A 19894-nucleotide genomic window follows, 5' to 3' on the forward strand; every position below is an offset into this window, starting at 1 on the left:
ACTATTCTCCTTTTTACGTAAACGTTTACGTTTTTATTTAAAATGCAATGACGCATTTTAAGTTAGACTCACCACTGACTCGCGTTCAATAATATCAAATGGTACAATGTCACTCTCAATAACGTCATTAGTTTCAATTGCTTGTATTATTTTAAAAACCGACTGACTCCCCATCTCGAATAAAGGCTGATGTACTGTTGTCAATTCTGGGTAACATAATTTGGCCGTAGTTGAATCGTCAAATCCCATAATCGAAATGTCTTCTGGTACATTTAGTCCTTTTTTACGACAAGCCTTCATCGCCCCGATCGCAGCCTCATCACTGGCACAAAATAAAGCGGTCGTGTCTATCTGGTCAAGGCTTATTTCAACACCCTTTTCAGCAGTCTCTACACCAAAATCACCAGAAATAATCCACTTCTCATCAAGTTGTAGATTCGCTTCTTCAAACGCTCGTCTATAGCCTTTAATACGAGGTTCTCCCGCTACTTTATCTGTAGGATTAAGTCCCACCAACCCTATTTTTTTATGACCTTTTCCTATTAAATAACGAGTAGCCTCTAAAGCAGCTTGATAATCGTCAATCTTAATTTTAGAAAAGTCTTGCGTATCAGAATCCGAAGATATAAAAATATGAGGCGTAGTTGACTGTTTTACCAAATCGTAGTCATCATCTGTGGTTTGAACTGACACAAAAATCAAGCCACTCACACGTCTTTCTGTTAGCGTCGCTAACGCGTGTTCAAAATGCTCTCCGCCATTACCACTGTGTGCTAATAAAATTGAGTAACCATTTTTTCGTGCTTCTTCTTCTATCCCTTCAACAATTAATCCAAAATAATTAGTAACCACATTGGGAATAATAACACCTATCGACCGTGTGAACTTTCGCTTCAATCCACTAGCCATTTCATTTTTTTGATAACCCGCTTCTTTAATAATCGCTTCAACTTTTTCACCTGTTGCTTTGCCGTAACCGCCTTTTTTATTCATCACTCTCGAGACAGTCGCTACTGAAACACCTGCACGTTTAGCAATTTCAACCATGGATAATGTCATACCATACCTCCTTTCAAACTCTTAACGTAAACGTTTACTCTTTATAGTGAAAGAATAACATTCTCACTTTCTCCTGTCAATTAAAACAAGTATTTACATTTAGTATAAATCAGTGTACGATAAAGTTGATAGGAAAATAATCCTCGAATTATACAAGAAAGGAGATTTTATGTCTCATATAAAGAAAAAGAAGAAACTAATAATAATTATCGGTACATCAATTTTATCTCTATTTTTAATTTATAATGCTGCTTATTTTTATGTCAGAAGTACTTACCACCCTTACATCACTAATTTTGATACTACAATAAAGAATTTTTCTTATCACAAAACTGACGATACTAAACACTATGTCGCAAATGTAAAATATCCTAGTTATGGTAGTTTCACAGGTAACTTGGCTATTAGTACCGCAAATAGTGATTACGGATTAATCATTTGGCCAAAACACAACTCAGAACCCGAAATAAGCTTACAGGGTTCTATAGAACAACCTATTAAAAATAATGAGAAAAATATGACACTTAATAACGGCTCAATCGATTTATCTCATAGCAGTCTGCCTAAAGAAACACAAACGATTGTCTTAAAACTAGAGGAAGAAGCTAAGTTACTTTGGGGCGATGACATTCTAAAAAAACGCTGATCGGATAGTATCCAATCAGCGTTTTTAATTATTCTTTTTCAAGTTTTGCTCTAATCTTTTCTTCTTGTCCTGCAATTCTTGCATAGCGGTAGAATCTTGCTTTAGCCTGCGCTACAGTTTCATCGAATAACTCTTCAGAAACCTCTTCATCAATCGAACTTAATCTCGCAAAACGAGTTTCAGTCTTCATGAAGTCTTTCATCTTAGAAAAATCAGGTTTCTTGAAGTCAATCGTCATTGGGTTTTTGCCTTTTTCAGCCAACAATGGATTATAACGATAAAGTGACCAGTAGCCTGTTTCAACAGCATCTTTTGCTTGTTGAATTGTAATTCCACCAGATATACCATGTTCAATACAAGGTGTATACCCAATAATAAGCGATGGTCCAGGGAATTTTTCGGCTTCTTCAATTGCTTTAATCGTCTGCATTTGATTGGCACTAGATGAAATTTGAGCCACATAAACGTGTTCATAACTCATGGCAATCACACCTAAATCTTTTTTACCTCCACGTTTACCATCAGCTGCAAATTTAGCTACAGCAGACATCGGTGTGGCTTTAGATTTTTGTCCACCTGTATTTGAGTAGACTTCATTATCCATGACTAAGATATTCACATCTTCACCACTAGCAATAACGTGGTCTAATCCACCAAAGCCAATATCATACGCCCAACCGTCACCACCGATAATCCACTGACTCGGTTTTACAAATAAATCATGACCGTCGTAGATTTCAGCTAGTAACTCATGTTTAGACTGTTCTTCAGCTAGGACTACCTTTAGTTTTTGGGCGCGTTGTTGCGTCCCTTCACTGCTTGTCATATGTTCCAACCAATCCGTCATAAGCGCTCTTAAATCATCAGAAAGCACTGATAAATCTAAAGCCTCTACCATCTTAGTCGCAAGATACTCACGACGAGAGTTATTGGCAAGATACATCCCATAACCATATTCAGCATTGTCTTCAAATAATGAATTGGACCAAGCCGGACCTTGTCCTTGATCATTAGTTGTATATGGTGTTGACGGCGCTGCTGCACCAAAAATTGATGAACACCCTGTTGCATTAGCCATCATCAAACGGTCACCATACAACTGTGTTAATAGTTTAATATAAGGTGTTTCACCACAACCCGAACAAGCTCCCGAAAATTCAATTAACGGTTTTTGAAATTGTGAGCCTTTAACAGAACCTAGCTTAACTGGGTTATCTTTTGTTTTTAACGTCATAGCGAACGCCCAATTAATCGCTTCTTCTTTCATTTCTTCGTAAGGTTTCATTTCTAAAGCCTTACCTTTAGCCGGACAAACCTCAACGCAGAGACCACATCCTGTACAATCCTCTAATGACACTTGAATACGGTAATTCAGTCCATCTGCTCCACGCATCTCACGGGTTATGAAGCCTTCAGGTGCTTCTTCCATCTCCTCATCGTCCGCTAAGAATGGACGAATTGCAGCATGCGGACAGACAAAGGCACATTCATTACACATTGTACATTTATCCACATCCCAAACTGGAACTTCTAAGGCAATACCTCGTTTTTCAAAGGCAGCGGTTCCTAATGGCATTCGACCATCAGTCATATTGTTCGCTTTTAAATCACCTACTGTTAGAGAGTTTCCTTCTTGTCTGTTTACTGGATCCACAATATTAAAGACAAATGATGGTTTATCTTCAGGATCTGTTTTTACTTCAACAGTATCTGTTAACCATGCTTCAGAGACTTCTACTTTATTTAATAACGCAACCGTTCTATCAATAGCCTCAAAGTTCTTCTCAACAACGGCTTGAGATTTCTTGCCGTAAACTTTTTGAACTTGATCTTTCATCAGACTTATAGCTGTTTCTTGTGGAATTAAATCCATTAATTCAAAGAATGCCGTCTGCATAATCGTATTGATACGTTGACCTAGACCAACTTCTTTCGCTAACGCCATCGCATTGATTGTATAAAAGTTAATATTTTTCTCGACCATTTCTTTTTTCAATTGACTCGGTAGATTTTTAACTAACTGTTCTTCTGTCCAAATCGTATTGAGTAAGAAGGTGCCTCCTGGTTTAAGACCTTTTAACAAATCATAATTATATAAATACGATGAATTATGACAGGCTACAAAATTTGGATTTTCTACTAAGTACGTAGATTTAATCGGTTCTTTCCCAAAGCGAAGATGAGAGACTGTTAACCCACCTGCTTTTTTAGAGTCATAAGAAAAATAACCTTGGGCATATAAATCCGTATAATCTCCAATAATTTTAATAGAAGATTTATTTGCACTAACTGTTCCATCAGAACCGAATCCCCAGAATTTCGCTTGGAAGGTTTCTTCTGGTGTTAAATCGAGTTTACCTGATGTTGGGAGTGATAGATGCGTCACATCATCTACGATACCAATAGTGAAACGCTCTTTCATTTCTGATTTTGGTCGTTTTAATTCATCAAATACTGCAACAATTTGGTCAGGTGTACAATCTTTAGACCCTAATCCGTAACGTCCCCCAATAATTACAGGACGCGCTTCTGAATTATACATCGCACTTTGAACATCTAATAGCAACGGCTCGCCACCAGCACCTGGTTCTTTCGTTCTGTCTAATACAGCCATTGATTTAACCGTATCAGGAACACAAGCTAAGAAATCCTCTACAGGGAATGGACGGTATAATCTGATATTAATATGACCGACTTTACGACCTGAGGCATTTAGATAATCTACAGTTTGTTGGACAACTGGTGCCACACTTCCGATAGAGACAATCACTTCTTCCGCATCGTCTGCTCCATAATAATTAACCAAATCATAGTCTGTTCCGCGTAACTTATTAATTTCTTGCATATAGTTACGAACAATACCTGGTACTGCTAAATAGTGCGAGTTGACGGTTTCTCTTTGTTGGAAATGAATGTCATCATTTTGGTTCATTCCACTGATATGTGGATGATTCGGATTCATACTTTTCGCTCTAAATTCAGCCAATTTTTCTTGATTGACTAATCCTTTTATTTCATCATATTCTAAAATATCTACTTTTTGAATTTCATGACTGGTTCTAAACCCATCAAAGAAACTCATAACAGGTAGACTTGCTTCAATCGCAGCAAGATGAGCTACGGCAGATAAATCCATGACTTCTTGTACCGTACTCTCAGCTAGCATCACAACACCTGTTTGACGCGCTGCCATCACATCACCATGGTCGCCAAAAATACTTAACGCACTCGTTGCGACAGCACGACTTGCCACATGGAAAACTGCAGGTAATAATTCCCCTGCCATTTTATACATATTTGGAATCATAAGTAATAACCCTTGTGAGGCTGTATAAGTTGTTGTTAATGCTCCTGATTTAAGTGAACCATGAACTACTCCAGCTGCACCAGCTTCTGATTGCATCTCAACCACTTTGACCGGATGACCAAATATATTTTTCTTCCCTTCAGCTGACCATTCATCGACTAGTTCGGCCATGCTTGAACTAGGTGTGATAGGGTAAATGGCTGCTAACTCAGTAAACGCATAGGAAATGTAAGCAGCTGCTGTGCCGCCATCCATTGTTTTTCTTTGTCTCATTTGAGTCGCTTCCTTCTCTTGTTTTATTAATAACACTAGACCTAAATAGGTTTCTCACTTAGTAGTATAAACGAAAATGTTACTTTTAGTAAGGATAATCCTTTTATTTTAATAGTTTCACAATCTTTTCAACCGTATTTATAATAAAAAACAAACACATACTGGTAAGCAGTACATGTTTGTTGATTTAACGTCTATTTTTTACAAACAAAGAACCAACGTGTTGAATTTTCTGATGGTTTTTCATCTGTGAAATCTGCGTATATTTCGATATTAGTAAAGTTTGCACTTTCTAGCATCATATAATAATTATCAAGCGAATAGGTTCTTTCTTGATGAAGCTCATCATGACGAATGAATTTTTCATCTTCAGGATTTTCTTTAACGAAGAACGTTAAATTATGTTCGATACTATGGTCCTTTTCACCTTGATAGCTGTCCCATAGGAAAGCAAAATCATCAGTTTGATAATGGTAACTGTATTCTGGGAATACTTCATCAACTTGGAAAATAGAATGAACATCAAACATAAATGTGCCGCCTTCTTCAAGGGCTTGATAAACTGAATCAAAAACTTGCTGAACGGATTCTTGGTTTGGCATGTAGCAAAGCGAATCAGAATAACACGTGATTGCTTCATATGTCCCTAGCTCTGATAAATCCATCATGTCGCCCTGAACAAATTGAACTTCAACGCCTTCTTCTTCCGCACGCTCACTAGCAATTGATAACATCTCTTCTGAAAGATCAACTGCGATTACTTCATAACCGTCTCGAGAAAAATCACACGCAAGAGCACCTGTCCCACAAGCTAATTCTAAAATACGTTTTGTATCCGTTGGTAAATGTCTTTTCGTGAAGTTTAACCATTCTGTATAAAGAAATGGGTCCATAACCTCATCATAGACTAAAGCGAATGTCTTATATAACAATCTAGTCCACCATACCTGTTACGTCGACCATTGGTGCGTCTGACCATAATTTTTCTAAATTATAGAAGCTACGTTCTTCTCCGTGGAAGACGTGTAATACGATATCGCCTAAATCTGCTAATACCCATTTACCTGATTCTTTCCCCTCGATACGTCCTACTTCAATTCCTTGTTCACGTGCCGCATTGGCTACTGAATCAACGATAGCCCCAACTTGTTTTTCACTGTTACCGTGACAAATAACAAAGTAATCTGCTAATAATGAGATACCTTGTACGTCTAATGCGATGATTTCCTCGCCTCGTTTGTCGTCTATTGCTTTTACTACTACTTCTAATAACTGTTTGCTTTCTATGATAATTCCCTCCTATTATTTAACAACCCAATGGTTATATGTTTCTAATGTTTTTGGATAAATCAGTGCTTCTTGTTTTACCAAATATAACAATGTTTGTTTCGTTTCAAAAGCGACTGCTTCATCTAAATCTGATAATGCGATTTTTCTTGCTTCAGCAACAACTGGAAAGTCTCGGCCACGTTCAACATAATCCGCTACATAAATGATTTTTGATAGTAAACTCATCTCTTTCGCACCTGTCGTATGGTATCTAATCGCATTTAAAATATCCTCGTCTGTAATGCCAAGCTCAGCTCTCACAAGTTCTGCACCTGCAACACCATGCCAGATGGCGTTACCAAATGGGATTAACTCATCCGATAGTTGATTGTCTTTTATCACTTGAATCATCTCATCATCCGGGCGCTCTTTAGCATAATCATGAGTCAAAGCAGCGATGCTGACTTTTTCAGGATCACCTTTGTACAACTCACATAACTCCAGAGCCATCTCTTCTACTCGCAACACATGAGCAAATCTTTTCGCACTCATTTGTGCTGACACTTTTCCAAGTAATACGTCTCGTGTATGTGGACTAAACGCTTCGCTATAAATCAGTTCAGTTTTAGCCATGCTGATACAATCCCTTCTTATCTATATAGTCTATCACATTTTTAGGTAAGAGGTAATCCACTGTGCCTCCTGTCGAGATTTTCTCTCGAATATAAGAGGAACTGATATCCATCATCGGCACCTCTACCCACTTAACAGGATAGTCAGATGTTAAAGGGTAACCTGGGCGATTAACACCTACAAGTTGTACTATTTTTATAAGGTCATCTATACGATGCCATTTTGGTAAATAGTCAACCATATCGCCACCAATGATAAAATAATACTCTTTGTCTGGATGTTGGGACGTTAATTCCGCCATTGTATCATAGGTGTAACTTTTACCTTGTCGTTCAATTTCAATCGTCTCAATTTCCATAGAAGAACTATCATCTACTAGCGCTAACTTCAACATCTCAATCCTATGAGAGGCTGAGATTGTTTTTTTAGGGTCAACGTGCGGAGATTCGAAAGATGGCATAAGATAGATTTTATCTAGCTCTAACTGATGATACACTTGGCTTGCTACTATTAAATGAGCGTAATGCACCGGATTAAAATTACCACCTAATATCCCAACACGTTCCTTTTTTTTTGATTGTCCTGCCAAACTCCCTCAGCACTCCTTTAAAATTAAATTTTGCGAACGTCGATAGAAATTTTTTGGAACTTCTCTTTTGATGATGGTTTAAATACCACTAAGACACGTCCAATAATTTGAACAACGTCACAATTGATAGCTTGTGTTAAAGCTTCGGCTACGTCATCAGCAACCTCATCTGTATTTTGTAACAAACTAATTTTAATTAGTTCACGACGTTCTAATGTTTCCTCGATTTGATCAATAACTGATTCTGTTAATCCACCTTTACCGATTTGGATGATTGGGTTTAAATGATGTGCTTCGCTTCTTAAAAAGCGTTTTTGTTTTCCTCTTAATTCCATTATATATAGCCTCTTTTCTAATGATCTCTTAAACGAGTCAACTCTTAAATTAATGCTTTACGACGTAATACATCTACGCCTTTTGGTGCCCATCCCGCTACCACACATGGTGATGTGATTGTAATCCAACCTAAACCGGCAAAGACAATATCTGTATTTTCTTTAACTGAAAATTCAAATCTAACTAGGTCTGGGAAGTCCCCTACTTCGTCAGCTTGAGGTGGTGTTAATAAGCCACCCGCATGTTTTTTATAAAACTCATCTGCTTTTTCAGTTTTAGTACGGTGAATATCCACATCGTTAGAAACATACGTGATAAATGATGTCTTATCACCTTGGATATAATCAAAGCGAGCTAGCCCGCCTAAGAATAATGTTTGACCCGCATTTAATTGGTAAACTTTAGGTTTAATTTCTTTAGTTGGCGCTACAATTCTCAAGTCTTTTTTACCTAAGTAATGAGCCATTTGGAATTTATGAATAATTCCTGGTGTGTCGATTAAGTTTTTACCATCTTCTAAAGGAATTTCAATCTTATCTAATGTCGTTCCTGGGAATTGAGATGTTGTAATGAGCTCTTGAACACCTGCTGTTGATTTAATAATGGCATTAATTAACGTTGACTTCCCAACATTAGTAACACCCACGACATACACATCGCGACCTTTACGGTATTTTTCAATTGTTTTAAGTAAATCTTCCATCTCAGCTGGCTTCTTAGCACTTGTTAACATCACTTCTTCAGGACGTAGCCCTGCTTCATGAGCACGTTCACGCATCCATTGTGTTAATTTACCACGCTTTAGAGATTTTGGTAAAATATCTACTTTATTCCCAACTAAAAGAACCGGGTTATTCCCGATAAAACGATGTAATCCTGGAATTAAACTTCCATTAAAATCAAAAATATCAACAACATTAACGATTAAAGCATCTTCTTGACCGATTCCATTTAACAATCGTAAGAAGTCATCATCTGTTAATGCAACATCTTGAATGTCGTTATAATGACGTAATCTAAAACAACGTTGGCAATACACATCGCCAGATTCTAGTCCTTTTTGTAAAGCTGAATTAGGTGTATAACCTAAGCCTTCTTTATCTTCTGTTTGGATTTCTGATCCGCATCCTATACAACGAATTTCTTCTTCCATTATGATAAATCACCTCTCCATTTCATATCAGAGTTATTTTTCTTTAAATGTGTCATAATCATTTTTTCCATGGCACGATTAGGCTTCGTATTCCATGCGTCAGATGACACGATAGGTTTCACTAAAATTGAACGAATACCCGCACTATTAGATGCTTTAATATCCGTCATCAACTGGTCCCCTACCATTACAATATTTTCTTTTGGTAAGTTTAATTTTTTAGCCGCCTCGTTCATCCCTTTAGTAAAGGGCTTAAGAGCACGCGCTACATAATCTAAACCTAAATGAGAAATCGCACGCTCGACACGTTCAGCTTTATTGTTAGACACAACAATAACAGGAATTCCTGCCGCCTTCATACTTTCAATCCAGTTTAAAAGTTCTTCGGTACCATCCGGATTGTTCCAAGCGATTAATGTGTTATCTAAATCCGTCAAAACAGCTCTAATATCATGTTTCGCTAATTCTTCCGGTGTTAGTTGATAGATTGCTTCTAGCATCCATGTTGGTTTGTAATTTAAAAACATAGTAGCTCCTTTCAAGCTGTTCAGTTTACTTAACTGATGTTTCATCTGAACTTAAAAAACAGGCGTACTAGACAGTACCCCTATTATCCTTACTATTATACCTTATTTTGAGGTTGATTTCATCCTATTTAAAGGAGAATGCAAAAAAAAGAATAAGATATGAAAAATATCTTACTCTTTTTGAGCAACTCTATCTAGTTGTGATTTCGTTCTTCCCAATACATGGTATGTTTATCCTGCCAATACTTTTTATCTTCATCAGAAACGTCACGTAGAACACGACAAGGATTGCCAGCGGCTATACTATTTTCTGGAATATCTTTTGTCACGACAGAACCAGAACCAATGACAACATTATTACCAATTGTTACACCTGGATTAACTGTCGTATTTCCGCCAATCCAAACGTTGTTCCCTATTTTTATTTCAGAACCAAACTCTAATCCCGAATTTCTAATTTCAGCATCTAATGGATGTCCTGCCGTGAATAGACTTACTCTTGGCGCAAACATCACATTGTCACCAATGGTTATATTAGCTACATCCAACATAATACAGTCAAAGTTAGCGTAAAAATTTTCACCAATTGATATATTTTTTCCATAATCACATCTAAACGGAGGTTCAATGTAAAACTCTGAACCTGTATTCTTTAGCAATTTTTTTAATAACTTTGTTCTCTCTTCTAACTCTGTTTCTTTTGTTTGATTAAATAAACGTGTTAAATGACGACATGCAAAAAAATCATCACGTAGTTCTTGATCATTAGCCATATACATGTCGCCTGCTAACATTTTTTCCTTTTCAGTTCTCATTTTATAACTTATCTCCTGACATTTATATTTCACTTTTAAATTATCCGCTTTCATTATAGCCTATTTTTATAAAATAGTAGCATTTAACTATAATTTTAGTGTTATTTTATAAAAAAATGATCAATTCACTCTAAAATTATATTTTATTCACAATAAATTCACATTTAACGTATATTATATATACATACCAAGAAACAACCCTAACAAACTTTTTCATTATTTACTCCTCCAAAGTAAATAATAAAATCTCCTTGCCATCTGAGCTTGCTCAGGTGGCTATTTTTATGTTCATTTACCTGTTGCTCAAACAAAAAAACACTGGCAAAAGCCAGTGTTTTTTTAAGATTTATTATGATAACCAAATAATGGACTCATTGCTATATTTTTATAAATACGGTTAACTGCGTCCCCCATTAATCTAGAACATGTAATAATCTCTAAATTTGGTAGGTTAACTGTTTCAGGTAACTTGATTGAATCTGTTACACAGATTTTTTCAAACGGCGCTTCTGCTAAAATCGATGCCGCATCCCCATTGAATAGCCCATGTGACGCACAAGCATAAACGTCTTTAGCACCAGCCTCTTTTAATACGTTTGCTGCTACTGCTAATGTGTGTCCCGTATTAATAATATCATCTACAACGATACATGTTTTATTCTCAACATTACCGATCACATAACTTTCTCTTTCGCTCTCATCATTTGAACATTGATCTACGATAGCAAGTGAGGCATCTAGATATTTTGCTAGAACACGCGCTCGACCTACTCCACTATTTTTCGGTGATACTACCACAATATTCTCTCCCATTAAATCTTTTGCAAGATAATGCTCTTCGAACAACGGCATTGTAAATAAATTATCTACCGGAATATCAAAGAATCCTTGTAATTGAACCGTATGTAGATCTAATGTTAACAATCTTGTAGCCCCAGCTTTTTCGATTAAATCCGCTACTAACTTAGCTGTAATTGGTTCTCTTGGTTTAGCTGTTCTATCTTGTCTTGCATAACCAAAGTACGGCATAACGATATTAATTGTTTTCGCACTTGCTCGTTTTAGAGCATCAATCATGATTAAAAGCTCTAATAAATTATCATTTACTGGATAACTTGTTCCCTGAACGATATAAACTTCATCACCACGAACACTTTCCTCGATATTAATTTGAAGCTCACCATCGCTAAATTGCTTAACACTACATTTTCCTAATGGTACTCCTACTACTGATGCAATTTTTTCTGCTAATTCTTGGTTTGAACTTAAACTAAAAAGTTTTAATTGTGATCCCAGTTCTGACTGTGTCATAACATCCTCCAATATAATTTTTATGAGTACATCGCTGCACACTATCCCTTATATTCTATCAGATTTCGCAGTGATTTTCATATAAAATCACTCATTTACTCTTTTTTTTCAAACAGCGTTCGATTTATGCTTGATTTTGTATTTTTATACATTTTATTCTTGTTTTTATGAATATTTAATGATAATATACAATTTATAACTTAACAGAAGGAGCGCTATTATGAAAATCAACCGTATTTCTTTACCACTTTTACTTTTTACTATTCTTAGCTTTTTATTCATTACTCCGAGTATTTATGCATCTGAAGGCTCAACTTTAGAACGTATTAAGGAAAAGGGAACTTTAACTATTGGCCTAAGCGCTGACTACCCTCCTTACGAATTCCATGCCACAGTCAACGGAAAAGATACCGTTGTGGGTGCTGATGTTTCGATGGGGGAAAAAATTGCCAAAGACCTTGGCGTCACACTTAAAATTGAAGAACTTGGTTTTGATGCCTTACTCGGCTCACTCCAAACAGGAAAAGTCGACCTAGTCATTTCAGGAATGGCACCCACACCTGAAAGGGAAAAAGAAGTTGCCTTTTCTAATCCTTACTTACAATTAGATCAAAAAATAATCATTAGAAAAGAAGACCAAGAGAAATTTAAAACAACATCTGATTTTTCTGATTCAAAAGTTGGCGCTCAAAAACAATCGACTCAAGAAGCCTTGGCTCAAAAAGAATTAACTGGTGCCAAAATCGTATCCCTTCAAAAAGTGACGGATATGATTATGACCCTGCAAAATAAAAAAGTAGACGCTATCGTTTTAGAAGGACCTGTTGCTGAAGCTTATGTGTCACAAAATAGCGAATTAACCCTTGCTGATGTAAAATTTAAAGAGGGTGATTCAGAACTTGCAATCGCTCTAAAAAAAGAACAACCTGAACTTTTAACTGCAGTAAATAAAAGTATTAAACAAATCGACGATCAAGAGCTAATGCCGTCATATAAAGAAGCTGCCGCTAAACTAATGTTAGCTGATGATACAAGTTTTTTTGAAAAATACGGTGGTAATTTTGCTAAAGGAACATTCTATACTATTTTCTTAGCTTTAGTGGGTGTATTAAGCGGAGCTGTATTAGGAACAATTTTGGCTTTTATGAAGCTTTCTAAAACAAAATTAATCAAAACTTTCGCTGTTATCTATATTGAATATGTTCGTGGTACACCTCTACTTGTTCAAATTTTTCTAGTCTACTTCGGCACAACCTCATTAGGACTTGATGTTAATGCCTTAACTGCTGGCTGTATAGCTTTGGCTTTAAATAGTGCAGCTTATGTGGCTGAAATTATTAGAGCTGGTATTAATGCAGTAGACAAAGGACAACTTGAAGCCGCTCGTTCTCTTGGTATGACTGAATACGAAGGGATGAAATTAATCGTACTACCACAAGCTATTAAGAATATTTTACCTGCCTTAGCCAATGAATTTGTCACAGTCATCAAAGAATCATCTGTTGTGTCAGTCATTGGGGTATCTGATTTAATGTTCCAAGCAGGAGTAGTTCAAGGCGCGAGCTTTAAACCATTCTTACCGATCGTCATTGTTTCTATTATTTACTTTATTTTAACGTTTAGTTTATCTCGCTTAATTGGTGTTGCTGAAAGGAGAATGGAAAATTAATGATTACTATAAAAGACTTACACAAAGATTTTGGTTCTAACCACGTCTTAACGGGTATCGATTTAACTATCAATGAAGGAGAGGTTGTTGTGATTATCGGCCCTTCCGGAAGTGGTAAAAGTACCCTACTTCGTTGTCTAAACTTACTAGAAGAACCTACTTCAGGCTCTATCGAATTCGAGGGGCAAGAATTAACGTCTAAAAAAACAGATATTAATCAACTTAGACAAAAAATGGGCATGGTTTTCCAAAACTTCAACTTATTCCCTCATAAAACAGTTTTGGAAAATCTAACACTGAGTCCCACTAAAGTAAAAAAAGAAGCCTTAGATGTTACTGAAAAAAATAGTCGTCATTTACTAGCAAAAGTTGGCCTCGCTGATAAGGAAACGGCTTATCCCAACCAACTTTCTGGTGGACAAAAACAACGTGTTGCTATTGCAAGAGCCCTTGCTATGGCACCTGATGTGATGCTGTTTGATGAACCAACCTCTGCTCTTGACCCTGAAATGGTAGGAGAAGTTTTACAAGTTATGAAAGACTTGGCTAAAGACGGTATGACGATGGTTATTGTGACTCATGAAATGGGCTTTGCAAAAGAAGTAGCCGATCGTGTTATTTTTATGGCTGATGGGATTATTCAAGAAGAAGGTCAGCCCGATGTTATTTTTGATGCCCCTCAAAATCCTAGAACTCAAGATTTTTTAAGTAAAGTTCTATAATAGAACGCTAAAGACTTACCTCCTCTTTCTTAGAAATAAGCGAGTTGGAGGTTATTTTATTTTAATCATTCTTTTATTTTTATACGAATTATTTGAATCTTGCCTTTAAACTCTCTATAATAGGAAAGAATATGACAATACTAATTTGAGGTGTATATTATGAAATGGCGCGGACAAAGACAAAGTAGCAACGTAGAAGACCGAACGGGTAATCGTTCTGGTGGTATGGGTGGGTTTCCTACTGGTAATATGGCTCGTGGTGGCGGAGTCGGAACACTTGTACTTATTGCAATGATGTTATTATTTGGTGGCGGTGGTGGTCTTTCTTCTATATTAAATACAGTACCAAACCCAGCCCCAGCTAGAAGTACTCAACAAGATTCACAGCAAACTAAAGACCGTAAAGAATTTATATCAGTCGTCTTCGGACATCTAGAAGACTTTTGGGAAGATGAATTTAGACGTGAAGGTATGCCTTATGAACAACCTAAAATGGTCCTTTACTCAGGTCGTGTCCAAACGGCTTGTGGTTCTGCAGACTCTTCTGTTGGACCGTTCTACTGCCCCGGAGATAGAAAAGTTTACCTGGACTTATCTTTTAATGATGAACTAGCTAATAAATTTAAAGCAAAAGGCGATTTTGCAATGGCCTACGTTGTGGCTCATGAAGTGGGACATCACGTTCAAGAACAATTAGGAATTTCAGATCAGATGAACCGTTTAAGACGTCAACTTTCGACAAAAGAATACAATAAATATCAAGTTCGTATGGAGCTTCAAGCCGATTACTATGCTGGTGTCTGGACACGTTATATTAATGATAAAACGTATAACGGGCAACCTATTTTAGAAATTGGGGATATTGAAGAAGCTCTAACTGCTGCAAACAGTATCGGTGATGATACCCTTCAGAAGAAATTCCAAGGATTTGTTGTCCCAGATAGCTTTACTCATGGTACATCTAAACAGCGTAAAAACTGGTTCTACCGTGGTTATGAATACGGTGATTTCCAACACGGTGACACATTTAGTGCGACTAATTTAGATTTAGACTAAAACAAAAAGACTTAGCCAAAGCGGCTAAGTCTTTTTTATTCACCTCTATTAATAAGCGTTAATCCTTTTAAGAAGTTACGAGCAAATTTATCCCCACACATTTGATAATTACGATGTCCTTCTTTTCTTAAAATAGCACTTAATTCACTATTAGAAATTCGAACACCCGCTTCATCTAAAATGTCTAACATGTCATCACTTGTCAGTTTTAGAGCAATCTTCAATTTTTTAAGCATTTCATTATTTGCATTTTGATGTGTCAATGTATACTTAATCGGCTTCTCTACTTCACCTGGTTTAAGAGGACGCTTCCCTCTTTTGTACGTAATAAACCCATTGAAAAATGATTCTAACGTACGGTTGTTACATTTTTCTTGGTAAATATTTTCATCGAACTCGTTTTCTGTTATCTCATCTTTAGGTAAACGTGTTAAAAGGGCTTTAACTTCCTCTTTTGTTAAATCAATCCCACCTAATTTAAAAATTTCTACCATTTCAACATCTTTTAAATCTAACGCATAGCGCAGACGTAACAATTTATCATTATTATTCATTGATATGTATCCTTTCTTTCCTAGCAGTTTCTCTCGCTATTATATAACGTTACGAAAAAGATTGCACCCTTTATTCCACAGCTGTCAGTTCATCACTATAAACCTTCCTTTTTGAATGTTTTTGAAAGGTTTGACCGTTTTTGATTGTTACGGATTAAAAATAATGCTAAACTAAAGATGAAATGAGGTGACGTTATGCTAACAGATGAGCGTCAACAACTAATTTTAGACGCACTCGAAACTAATAAAATTGTAAAATCAAAAGATCTAATGCTTGAATTAGAAGCTTCGGAATCTACTATTAGACGTGATTTACAAGAACTAGAAGCACATGGACTTTTGAAACGTGTTCATGGTGGAGCAAAACGACTTGCAAAAGTAACCGACGAACCTGATATGGCTGAAAAAGCAACAGCTAATCTTGATGCAAAAAAACAAGTCGCACGTTACGCTGCTTCACTCGTTCATGAAGGTGATATTATTTATCTTGATGCAGGGACGGCTACTTATGAGATGATTCCACTTCTTACGCAACTCAAAGATGTAACCGTTGTTACAAATTCGGTGTATCATGCCTCTCTTTTAATTCAGTCTGGCATTCCGACTTTAATTATTGGCGGAACAATCAAACTGAAGACTCGCGCTACTGTGGATAATTTCAGTCTGCAACACGTTTCAAGCCTACACTTTGATAAAGCATTCATGGGAATTAATAGCATTCATCCAGAAGCCGGGTTTACAACACCTGACCCTAATGAAGCGTTAATGAAAACTGCTGCTATCAATCAAAGTGAACGTTTTTACTTTTTAGTAGATGAAACAAAGTTTAATCAAGTTTCTTTTGCTAAAGTGGCTGAATTGGACCAAGGAACTGTCTTGACTCCTACTCTGCCTGACAAAATCAAAGAGGTTTATCAACCGTTACTATCAATCCAGGAGGTCAATTAACATGATTTACACTGTCACACTTAATCCGTCTATCGACTATGTTGTTAGATTAGATACATTAGAAACCGGCTCCGTTAACCGTTCGGAGAACCAAGATAAATACCCTGGTGGAAAAGGTATCAATGTCTCACGTATTTTAAAACGCTTGGACGTCGATTCTACAGCTCTTGGTTTTCTAGGTGGCTTCACTGGTCGCTTCATAGAAGAAGCACTAGCTGGAGAAAAAATCACAACTCGTTTTACACCGGTAAAAACAGATACACGTATTAACGTTAAATTAAAAGCGGATCAAGAAACCGAAATAAATGGTCAAGGGCCTGATTTAACTGAACAAGATATTTCAGCACTAAAACATGAATTATCTTCTCTTACATCAGATGATTTAGTTGTCCTTGCAGGAAGTATACCTGGAGCACTTCCTTCTGATTTTTATCAAGAACTGATTGCTCTTATTACTAAACAAGGTGCTGAATTCATTATTGATACAACAGGTGACGCTTTACTTGAGTCACTAGAATATCACCCCTTACTTATCAAGCCCAATCATCATGAGCTTGGTGAAATGTTTGATACCACTCTTGTCACAATCGAAGATATCATACCTTATGGTCAAAACTTACTAAAACGCGGGGCTAAAAATGTCATTGTTTCAATGGGTAAAGATGGCGCTCTGCTTATTACACCTGACTTAACGATCTTCGCACCACCTATTAAAGGCGATTTAAAAAATTCTGTTGGGGCTGGGGATTCAATGGTTGCTGGTTTTATTAGCCAACTCAATCGTGCCAATGCTCAATCAGAATTAGAAGACGCCTTTAGATACGGGGTCGCATCTGGAAGTGCTACAGCCTTCTCAGGTGATTTAGCTACTAAAGATAAAATTGTTAACTTATTACCGCAAGTCACTTTAAAAATACTAAATTAAAAAGGAGTCTCACATGAATATTATCGAGTTATTAAACCCAAACGTGATGATTTTAGATTTAAAAAGCAAGGATAAATTAACGGCTATTACTGAAATGGTCGACAAATTAGCCGAAGAAAACTGCATCTCTGATAAAGAAGTATTTAAACAAGGCATTATCGCTCGTGAAGAGCAAACAACTACTGGTTTAGGCGATGGAATCGCTATGCCACATGCTAAAAATAAAGCAGTTGTAACCCCTACTGTTTTATTTGCTAAAAGTGAAGAAGGCTTAGATTACGAAGCATTAGATGGTCAACCGACACATTTATTCTTTATGATTGCCGCTCCAGAAGGTGCAAATGATACTCATTTACAAGCTCTTGCTAGCTTATCTCGTTTATTAATCAAACCAGAATTTGTAGCAAGTCTTAAAACAGTTGAAACATCAGATGATGTTATCCGTTTATTCAAAGAAGCAACAGCAGAACAAGATACTCCTGCTGAAGAAATAACTCCTGTTGATAGCTCGCAACCTTTTGTTGTTGCCGTTACAGCTTGTCCAACAGGCATTGCTCATACTTATATGGCTGAAGATGCTTTGAAAAATAAAGCCGCAGAAATGGGCATTTCTATCAAAGTTGAAACTAACGGGTCGGACGGTGTTAAAAATCGTTTAACAGCTGAAGATATCGAACGTGCAACAGCTGTTATCGTTGCAGCTGATAAACAAGTTGAAATGGCTCGTTTTGACGGTAAACCTTTATTAAATCGTCCTGTAAGTGATGGAATTAGAAAAACAGAAGAGTTATTAACAAAAGCGAGTCAAGCTGATGCTCCTATCTATCATGGTGATAACTCAGCATCATCTGACGACGGTGCTGAACAATCAAAAGGAACAGTCGGTAGTCGTATCTACAAACACTTAATGAATGGTGTTAGTAATATGTTACCTTTCGTTATTGGTGGTGGGATTGTTATCGCACTTGCCTTCATGTTAGACCAAGCAATGGGCGTTCCTCAAGATCAATTAGAAAAACTTGGAGAATACAATGCTTTCCCTGGTTATTTAAGATCAATTGGTAATGCTGCTTTCGGGTTCATGTTGCCGATACTAGCTGGATTTATTGCTTCAAGTATTGCTGACAGACCAGGTCTAGTCGCTGGTTTTGTAGCGGGTGCCCTTGCTGCTTCTGGTGGTGCAGGTTTCTTAGGTGCCTTAATTGGTGGGTTCCTTGCCGGTTATGTGATGTTAGGTCTTAAAAAATTATTTGCTAACTTACCAAAATCATTAGCAGGTATTAGAACTATCTTGTTCTATCCTTTCTTCGGTGTTCTTGTAACAGGATTACTGATGTTACTTGTGAATATCCCAATGAAAGCTGTCAATGTTGGTCTAAATGATTTCTTAAATAACTTATCTGGTGTTAATGCTGCCCTACTTGGTGCTTTATTAGCTGGTATGATGGCAATTGACTTAGGTGGTCCTGTGAATAAAGCAGCCTATGTCTTCGGTACAGGAACACTTGCCGCTTCTGTTGTGTCAGGTGGTAGTACTGTAATGGCAGCGGTTATGGCTGGTGGGATGGTTCCACCTTTAGCTATTTTCTTTTCAACATTATTATTTAAAAATAAATACTCTCAAAAAGATCAACAAGCTGGTCTGACTAACTTAGTAATGGGTGCGTCATTCATTACAGAAGGTGCTATTCCATTTGCCGCACAAGACCCTCTTCGTACATTACCAGGTTTCGTAGTTGGTTCTGCTATTACAGGTTCTCTTGTTAGCAGCTTAGGAATTAAATTAATGGCGCCACATGGTGGTATCTTTGTTATCTTATTAGTTAACAAACCATTCTTATATATTGGCTTTATCTTACTAGGTTCTCTTATTAGTGCTGTGATTGTCGGCCTAATGCGTAAATCTGTAAACAATTAAACTATAAGACTTCCTTTGATTAGGAAGTCTTTTTATATGCATCCCTTTCATGAAAATAAAGCATACGAAACATCATTTTTCATGAAAAAAGTCTTATTCTTTCGGCTACCCTTATTTATAGAAATAGCTCTATCCCTTTGTTATAATCGATATCTAGTTTCAAAAGAAAGGCAGATGACTATAG

18 protein-coding genes and 1 pseudogene are annotated in these 19894 nt (G+C 36.8%); 7 read left to right on the plus strand and 12 right to left on the minus strand.

Features of this window, described 5'->3' with window-relative positions:
• Positions 1-57: 57 nt before the first annotated feature.
• Positions 58-1059, minus strand: coding sequence for a LacI family DNA-binding transcriptional regulator (locus CBF31_RS03860; protein ID WP_126831047.1), 1002 nt, complete (start codon positions 1057-1059; stop codon positions 58-60).
• Positions 1060-1228: 169 nt separating this feature from the next.
• Between CBF31_RS03860 and CBF31_RS03865 the strand changes: the two genes are divergently transcribed.
• Positions 1229-1705, plus strand: a complete 477-nt coding sequence (locus CBF31_RS03865) for a hypothetical protein (RefSeq protein ID WP_126831048.1) — start codon at positions 1229-1231, stop codon at positions 1703-1705.
• A 31-nt stretch (positions 1706-1736) separates the two neighbouring features.
• Here the strand turns inward: CBF31_RS03865 and nifJ are convergent.
• From nifJ to CBF31_RS03915, 10 genes and pseudogenes are all read right to left on the minus strand, one after another.
• Positions 1737-5285: pseudogene (nifJ, locus tag CBF31_RS03870) on the minus strand (pyruvate:ferredoxin (flavodoxin) oxidoreductase); the annotation flags it as partial.
• Positions 5286-5479: 194 nt separating this feature from the next.
• Positions 5480-6217, minus strand: a complete 738-nt coding sequence (locus CBF31_RS03875) for a class I SAM-dependent DNA methyltransferase (protein ID WP_126831050.1) — start codon at positions 6215-6217, stop codon at positions 5480-5482.
• 1 nt (position 6218) lies between these two features.
• A complete protein-coding gene (gene rsfS, locus CBF31_RS03880) occupies positions 6219-6572 on the minus strand; it encodes a ribosome silencing factor (protein WP_415674406.1) in 354 nt (117 codons plus the stop codon).
• A gap of 15 nt (positions 6573-6587) precedes the next feature.
• Entirely contained in the window at positions 6588-7172 is a 585-nt protein-coding gene (gene yqeK / locus CBF31_RS03885; protein WP_211330818.1) for a bis(5'-nucleosyl)-tetraphosphatase (symmetrical) YqeK, read from the minus strand.
• Between the two features lie 7 nt (positions 7173-7179).
• On the minus strand, positions 7180-7776 hold the full coding sequence (locus tag CBF31_RS03890; protein ID WP_126831052.1) for a nicotinate-nucleotide adenylyltransferase: 597 nt from the start codon (positions 7774-7776) through the stop codon (positions 7180-7182).
• A gap of 23 nt (positions 7777-7799) precedes the next feature.
• On the minus strand, positions 7800-8111 hold the full coding sequence (gene yhbY / locus CBF31_RS03895) for a ribosome assembly RNA-binding protein YhbY (protein WP_126831053.1): 312 nt from the start codon (positions 8109-8111) through the stop codon (positions 7800-7802).
• A gap of 44 nt (positions 8112-8155) precedes the next feature.
• Entirely contained in the window at positions 8156-9265 is a 1110-nt protein-coding gene (gene yqeH / locus CBF31_RS03900; protein ID WP_126831054.1) for a ribosome biogenesis GTPase YqeH, read from the minus strand.
• The gene (locus CBF31_RS03905; RefSeq protein WP_126831055.1) at positions 9265-9792 is read right to left on the minus strand and encodes a YqeG family HAD IIIA-type phosphatase; all 528 of its coding nucleotides are present in this window, start codon (positions 9790-9792) and stop codon (positions 9265-9267) included. The genes yqeH and CBF31_RS03905 overlap by 1 nt, the downstream gene beginning before the upstream one ends.
• 194 nt (positions 9793-9986) lie before the next feature.
• Positions 9987-10607: a sugar O-acetyltransferase gene (locus CBF31_RS03910; protein ID WP_126831056.1), complete on the minus strand. Its 621-nt coding sequence runs from the start codon at positions 10605-10607 to the stop codon at positions 9987-9989.
• Between the two features lie 339 nt (positions 10608-10946).
• A complete protein-coding gene (locus CBF31_RS03915) occupies positions 10947-11918 on the minus strand; it encodes a ribose-phosphate diphosphokinase (RefSeq protein WP_126831057.1) in 972 nt (323 codons plus the stop codon).
• Between the two features lie 220 nt (positions 11919-12138).
• Between CBF31_RS03915 and CBF31_RS03920 the strand changes: the two genes are divergently transcribed.
• The 3 genes from CBF31_RS03920 (at position 12139) to ypfJ (ending at position 15365) form a co-directional block, all read left to right on the plus strand.
• Positions 12139-13587: an ABC transporter substrate-binding protein/permease gene (locus CBF31_RS03920; protein ID WP_126831058.1), complete on the plus strand. Its 1449-nt coding sequence runs from the start codon at positions 12139-12141 to the stop codon at positions 13585-13587.
• Positions 13587-14309, plus strand: coding sequence for an amino acid ABC transporter ATP-binding protein (locus CBF31_RS03925; RefSeq protein ID WP_126831059.1), 723 nt, complete (start codon positions 13587-13589; stop codon positions 14307-14309). Before CBF31_RS03920 ends, CBF31_RS03925 begins: the two co-directional genes overlap by 1 nt.
• A 159-nt stretch (positions 14310-14468) precedes the next feature.
• Entirely contained in the window at positions 14469-15365 is an 897-nt protein-coding gene (ypfJ, locus tag CBF31_RS03930; protein WP_126831060.1) for a KPN_02809 family neutral zinc metallopeptidase, read from the plus strand.
• Positions 15366-15400: 35 nt separating this feature from the next.
• On the opposite strand, the gene CBF31_RS03935 is transcribed toward ypfJ, so the two are convergent.
• A complete protein-coding gene (locus CBF31_RS03935; RefSeq protein ID WP_126831061.1) occupies positions 15401-15919 on the minus strand; it encodes a YehS family protein in 519 nt (172 codons plus the stop codon).
• 195 nt (positions 15920-16114) lie between these two features.
• Here CBF31_RS03935 and CBF31_RS03940 point away from each other — a divergent pair, with 195 nt between their 5' ends.
• From CBF31_RS03940 to CBF31_RS03950, 3 genes are read left to right on the plus strand one after another with little or no spacing between them, the layout of a single operon-like run.
• Positions 16115-16867, plus strand: a complete 753-nt coding sequence (locus tag CBF31_RS03940; RefSeq protein ID WP_126831062.1) for a DeoR/GlpR family DNA-binding transcription regulator — start codon at positions 16115-16117, stop codon at positions 16865-16867.
• 1 nt (position 16868) lies between these two features.
• The gene (gene pfkB, locus CBF31_RS03945) at positions 16869-17792 is read left to right on the plus strand and encodes a 1-phosphofructokinase (protein ID WP_126831063.1); all 924 of its coding nucleotides are present in this window, start codon (positions 16869-16871) and stop codon (positions 17790-17792) included.
• Between the two features lie 13 nt (positions 17793-17805).
• Positions 17806-19710 carry a PTS fructose transporter subunit IIABC gene (locus CBF31_RS03950; RefSeq protein ID WP_126831064.1) on the plus strand — a complete coding sequence of 635 codons (1905 nt, stop codon included), beginning with the start codon at positions 17806-17808 and terminating at the stop codon, positions 19708-19710.
• The last annotated feature ends 184 nt before the right edge of the window (positions 19711-19894 follow it).

Source organism: Vagococcus fessus, from assembly GCF_003987565.1.
Lineage (GTDB): Bacteria > Bacillota > Bacilli > Lactobacillales > Vagococcaceae > Vagococcus_D > Vagococcus_D fessus.

What these genes read in the sequence shown, in the direction of transcription:
- CBF31_RS03860 (WP_126831047.1), bottom strand. Translation starts at nt 1,059, where the DNA reads ATGACATTATCCATGGTTGAAATTGCTAAACGTGCAGGTGTTTCAGTA.
- CBF31_RS03865 (WP_126831048.1), top strand. Translation starts at nt 1,229, where the DNA reads ATGTCTCATATAAAGAAAAAGAAGAAACTAATAATAATTATCGGTACA.
- yhbY (WP_126831053.1), bottom strand. Translation starts at nt 8,111, where the DNA reads ATGGAATTAAGAGGAAAACAAAAACGCTTTTTAAGAAGCGAAGCACAT.
- yqeH (WP_126831054.1), bottom strand. Translation starts at nt 9,265, where the DNA reads ATGGAAGAAGAAATTCGTTGTATAGGATGCGGATCAGAAATCCAAACA.
- CBF31_RS03905 (WP_126831055.1), bottom strand. Translation starts at nt 9,792, where the DNA reads ATGTTTTTAAATTACAAACCAACATGGATGCTAGAAGCAATCTATCAA.
- CBF31_RS03910 (WP_126831056.1), bottom strand. Translation starts at nt 10,607, where the DNA reads ATGAGAACTGAAAAGGAAAAAATGTTAGCAGGCGACATGTATATGGCT.
- CBF31_RS03915 (WP_126831057.1), bottom strand. Translation starts at nt 11,918, where the DNA reads ATGACACAGTCAGAACTGGGATCACAATTAAAACTTTTTAGTTTAAGT.
- CBF31_RS03920 (WP_126831058.1), top strand. Translation starts at nt 12,139, where the DNA reads ATGAAAATCAACCGTATTTCTTTACCACTTTTACTTTTTACTATTCTT.
- CBF31_RS03925 (WP_126831059.1), top strand. Translation starts at nt 13,587, where the DNA reads ATGATTACTATAAAAGACTTACACAAAGATTTTGGTTCTAACCACGTC.
- ypfJ (WP_126831060.1), top strand. Translation starts at nt 14,469, where the DNA reads ATGAAATGGCGCGGACAAAGACAAAGTAGCAACGTAGAAGACCGAACG.
- CBF31_RS03935 (WP_126831061.1), bottom strand. Translation starts at nt 15,919, where the DNA reads ATGAATAATAATGATAAATTGTTACGTCTGCGCTATGCGTTAGATTTA.
- CBF31_RS03940 (WP_126831062.1), top strand. Translation starts at nt 16,115, where the DNA reads ATGCTAACAGATGAGCGTCAACAACTAATTTTAGACGCACTCGAAACT.
- pfkB (WP_126831063.1), top strand. Translation starts at nt 16,869, where the DNA reads ATGATTTACACTGTCACACTTAATCCGTCTATCGACTATGTTGTTAGA.
- CBF31_RS03950 (WP_126831064.1), top strand. Translation starts at nt 17,806, where the DNA reads ATGAATATTATCGAGTTATTAAACCCAAACGTGATGATTTTAGATTTA.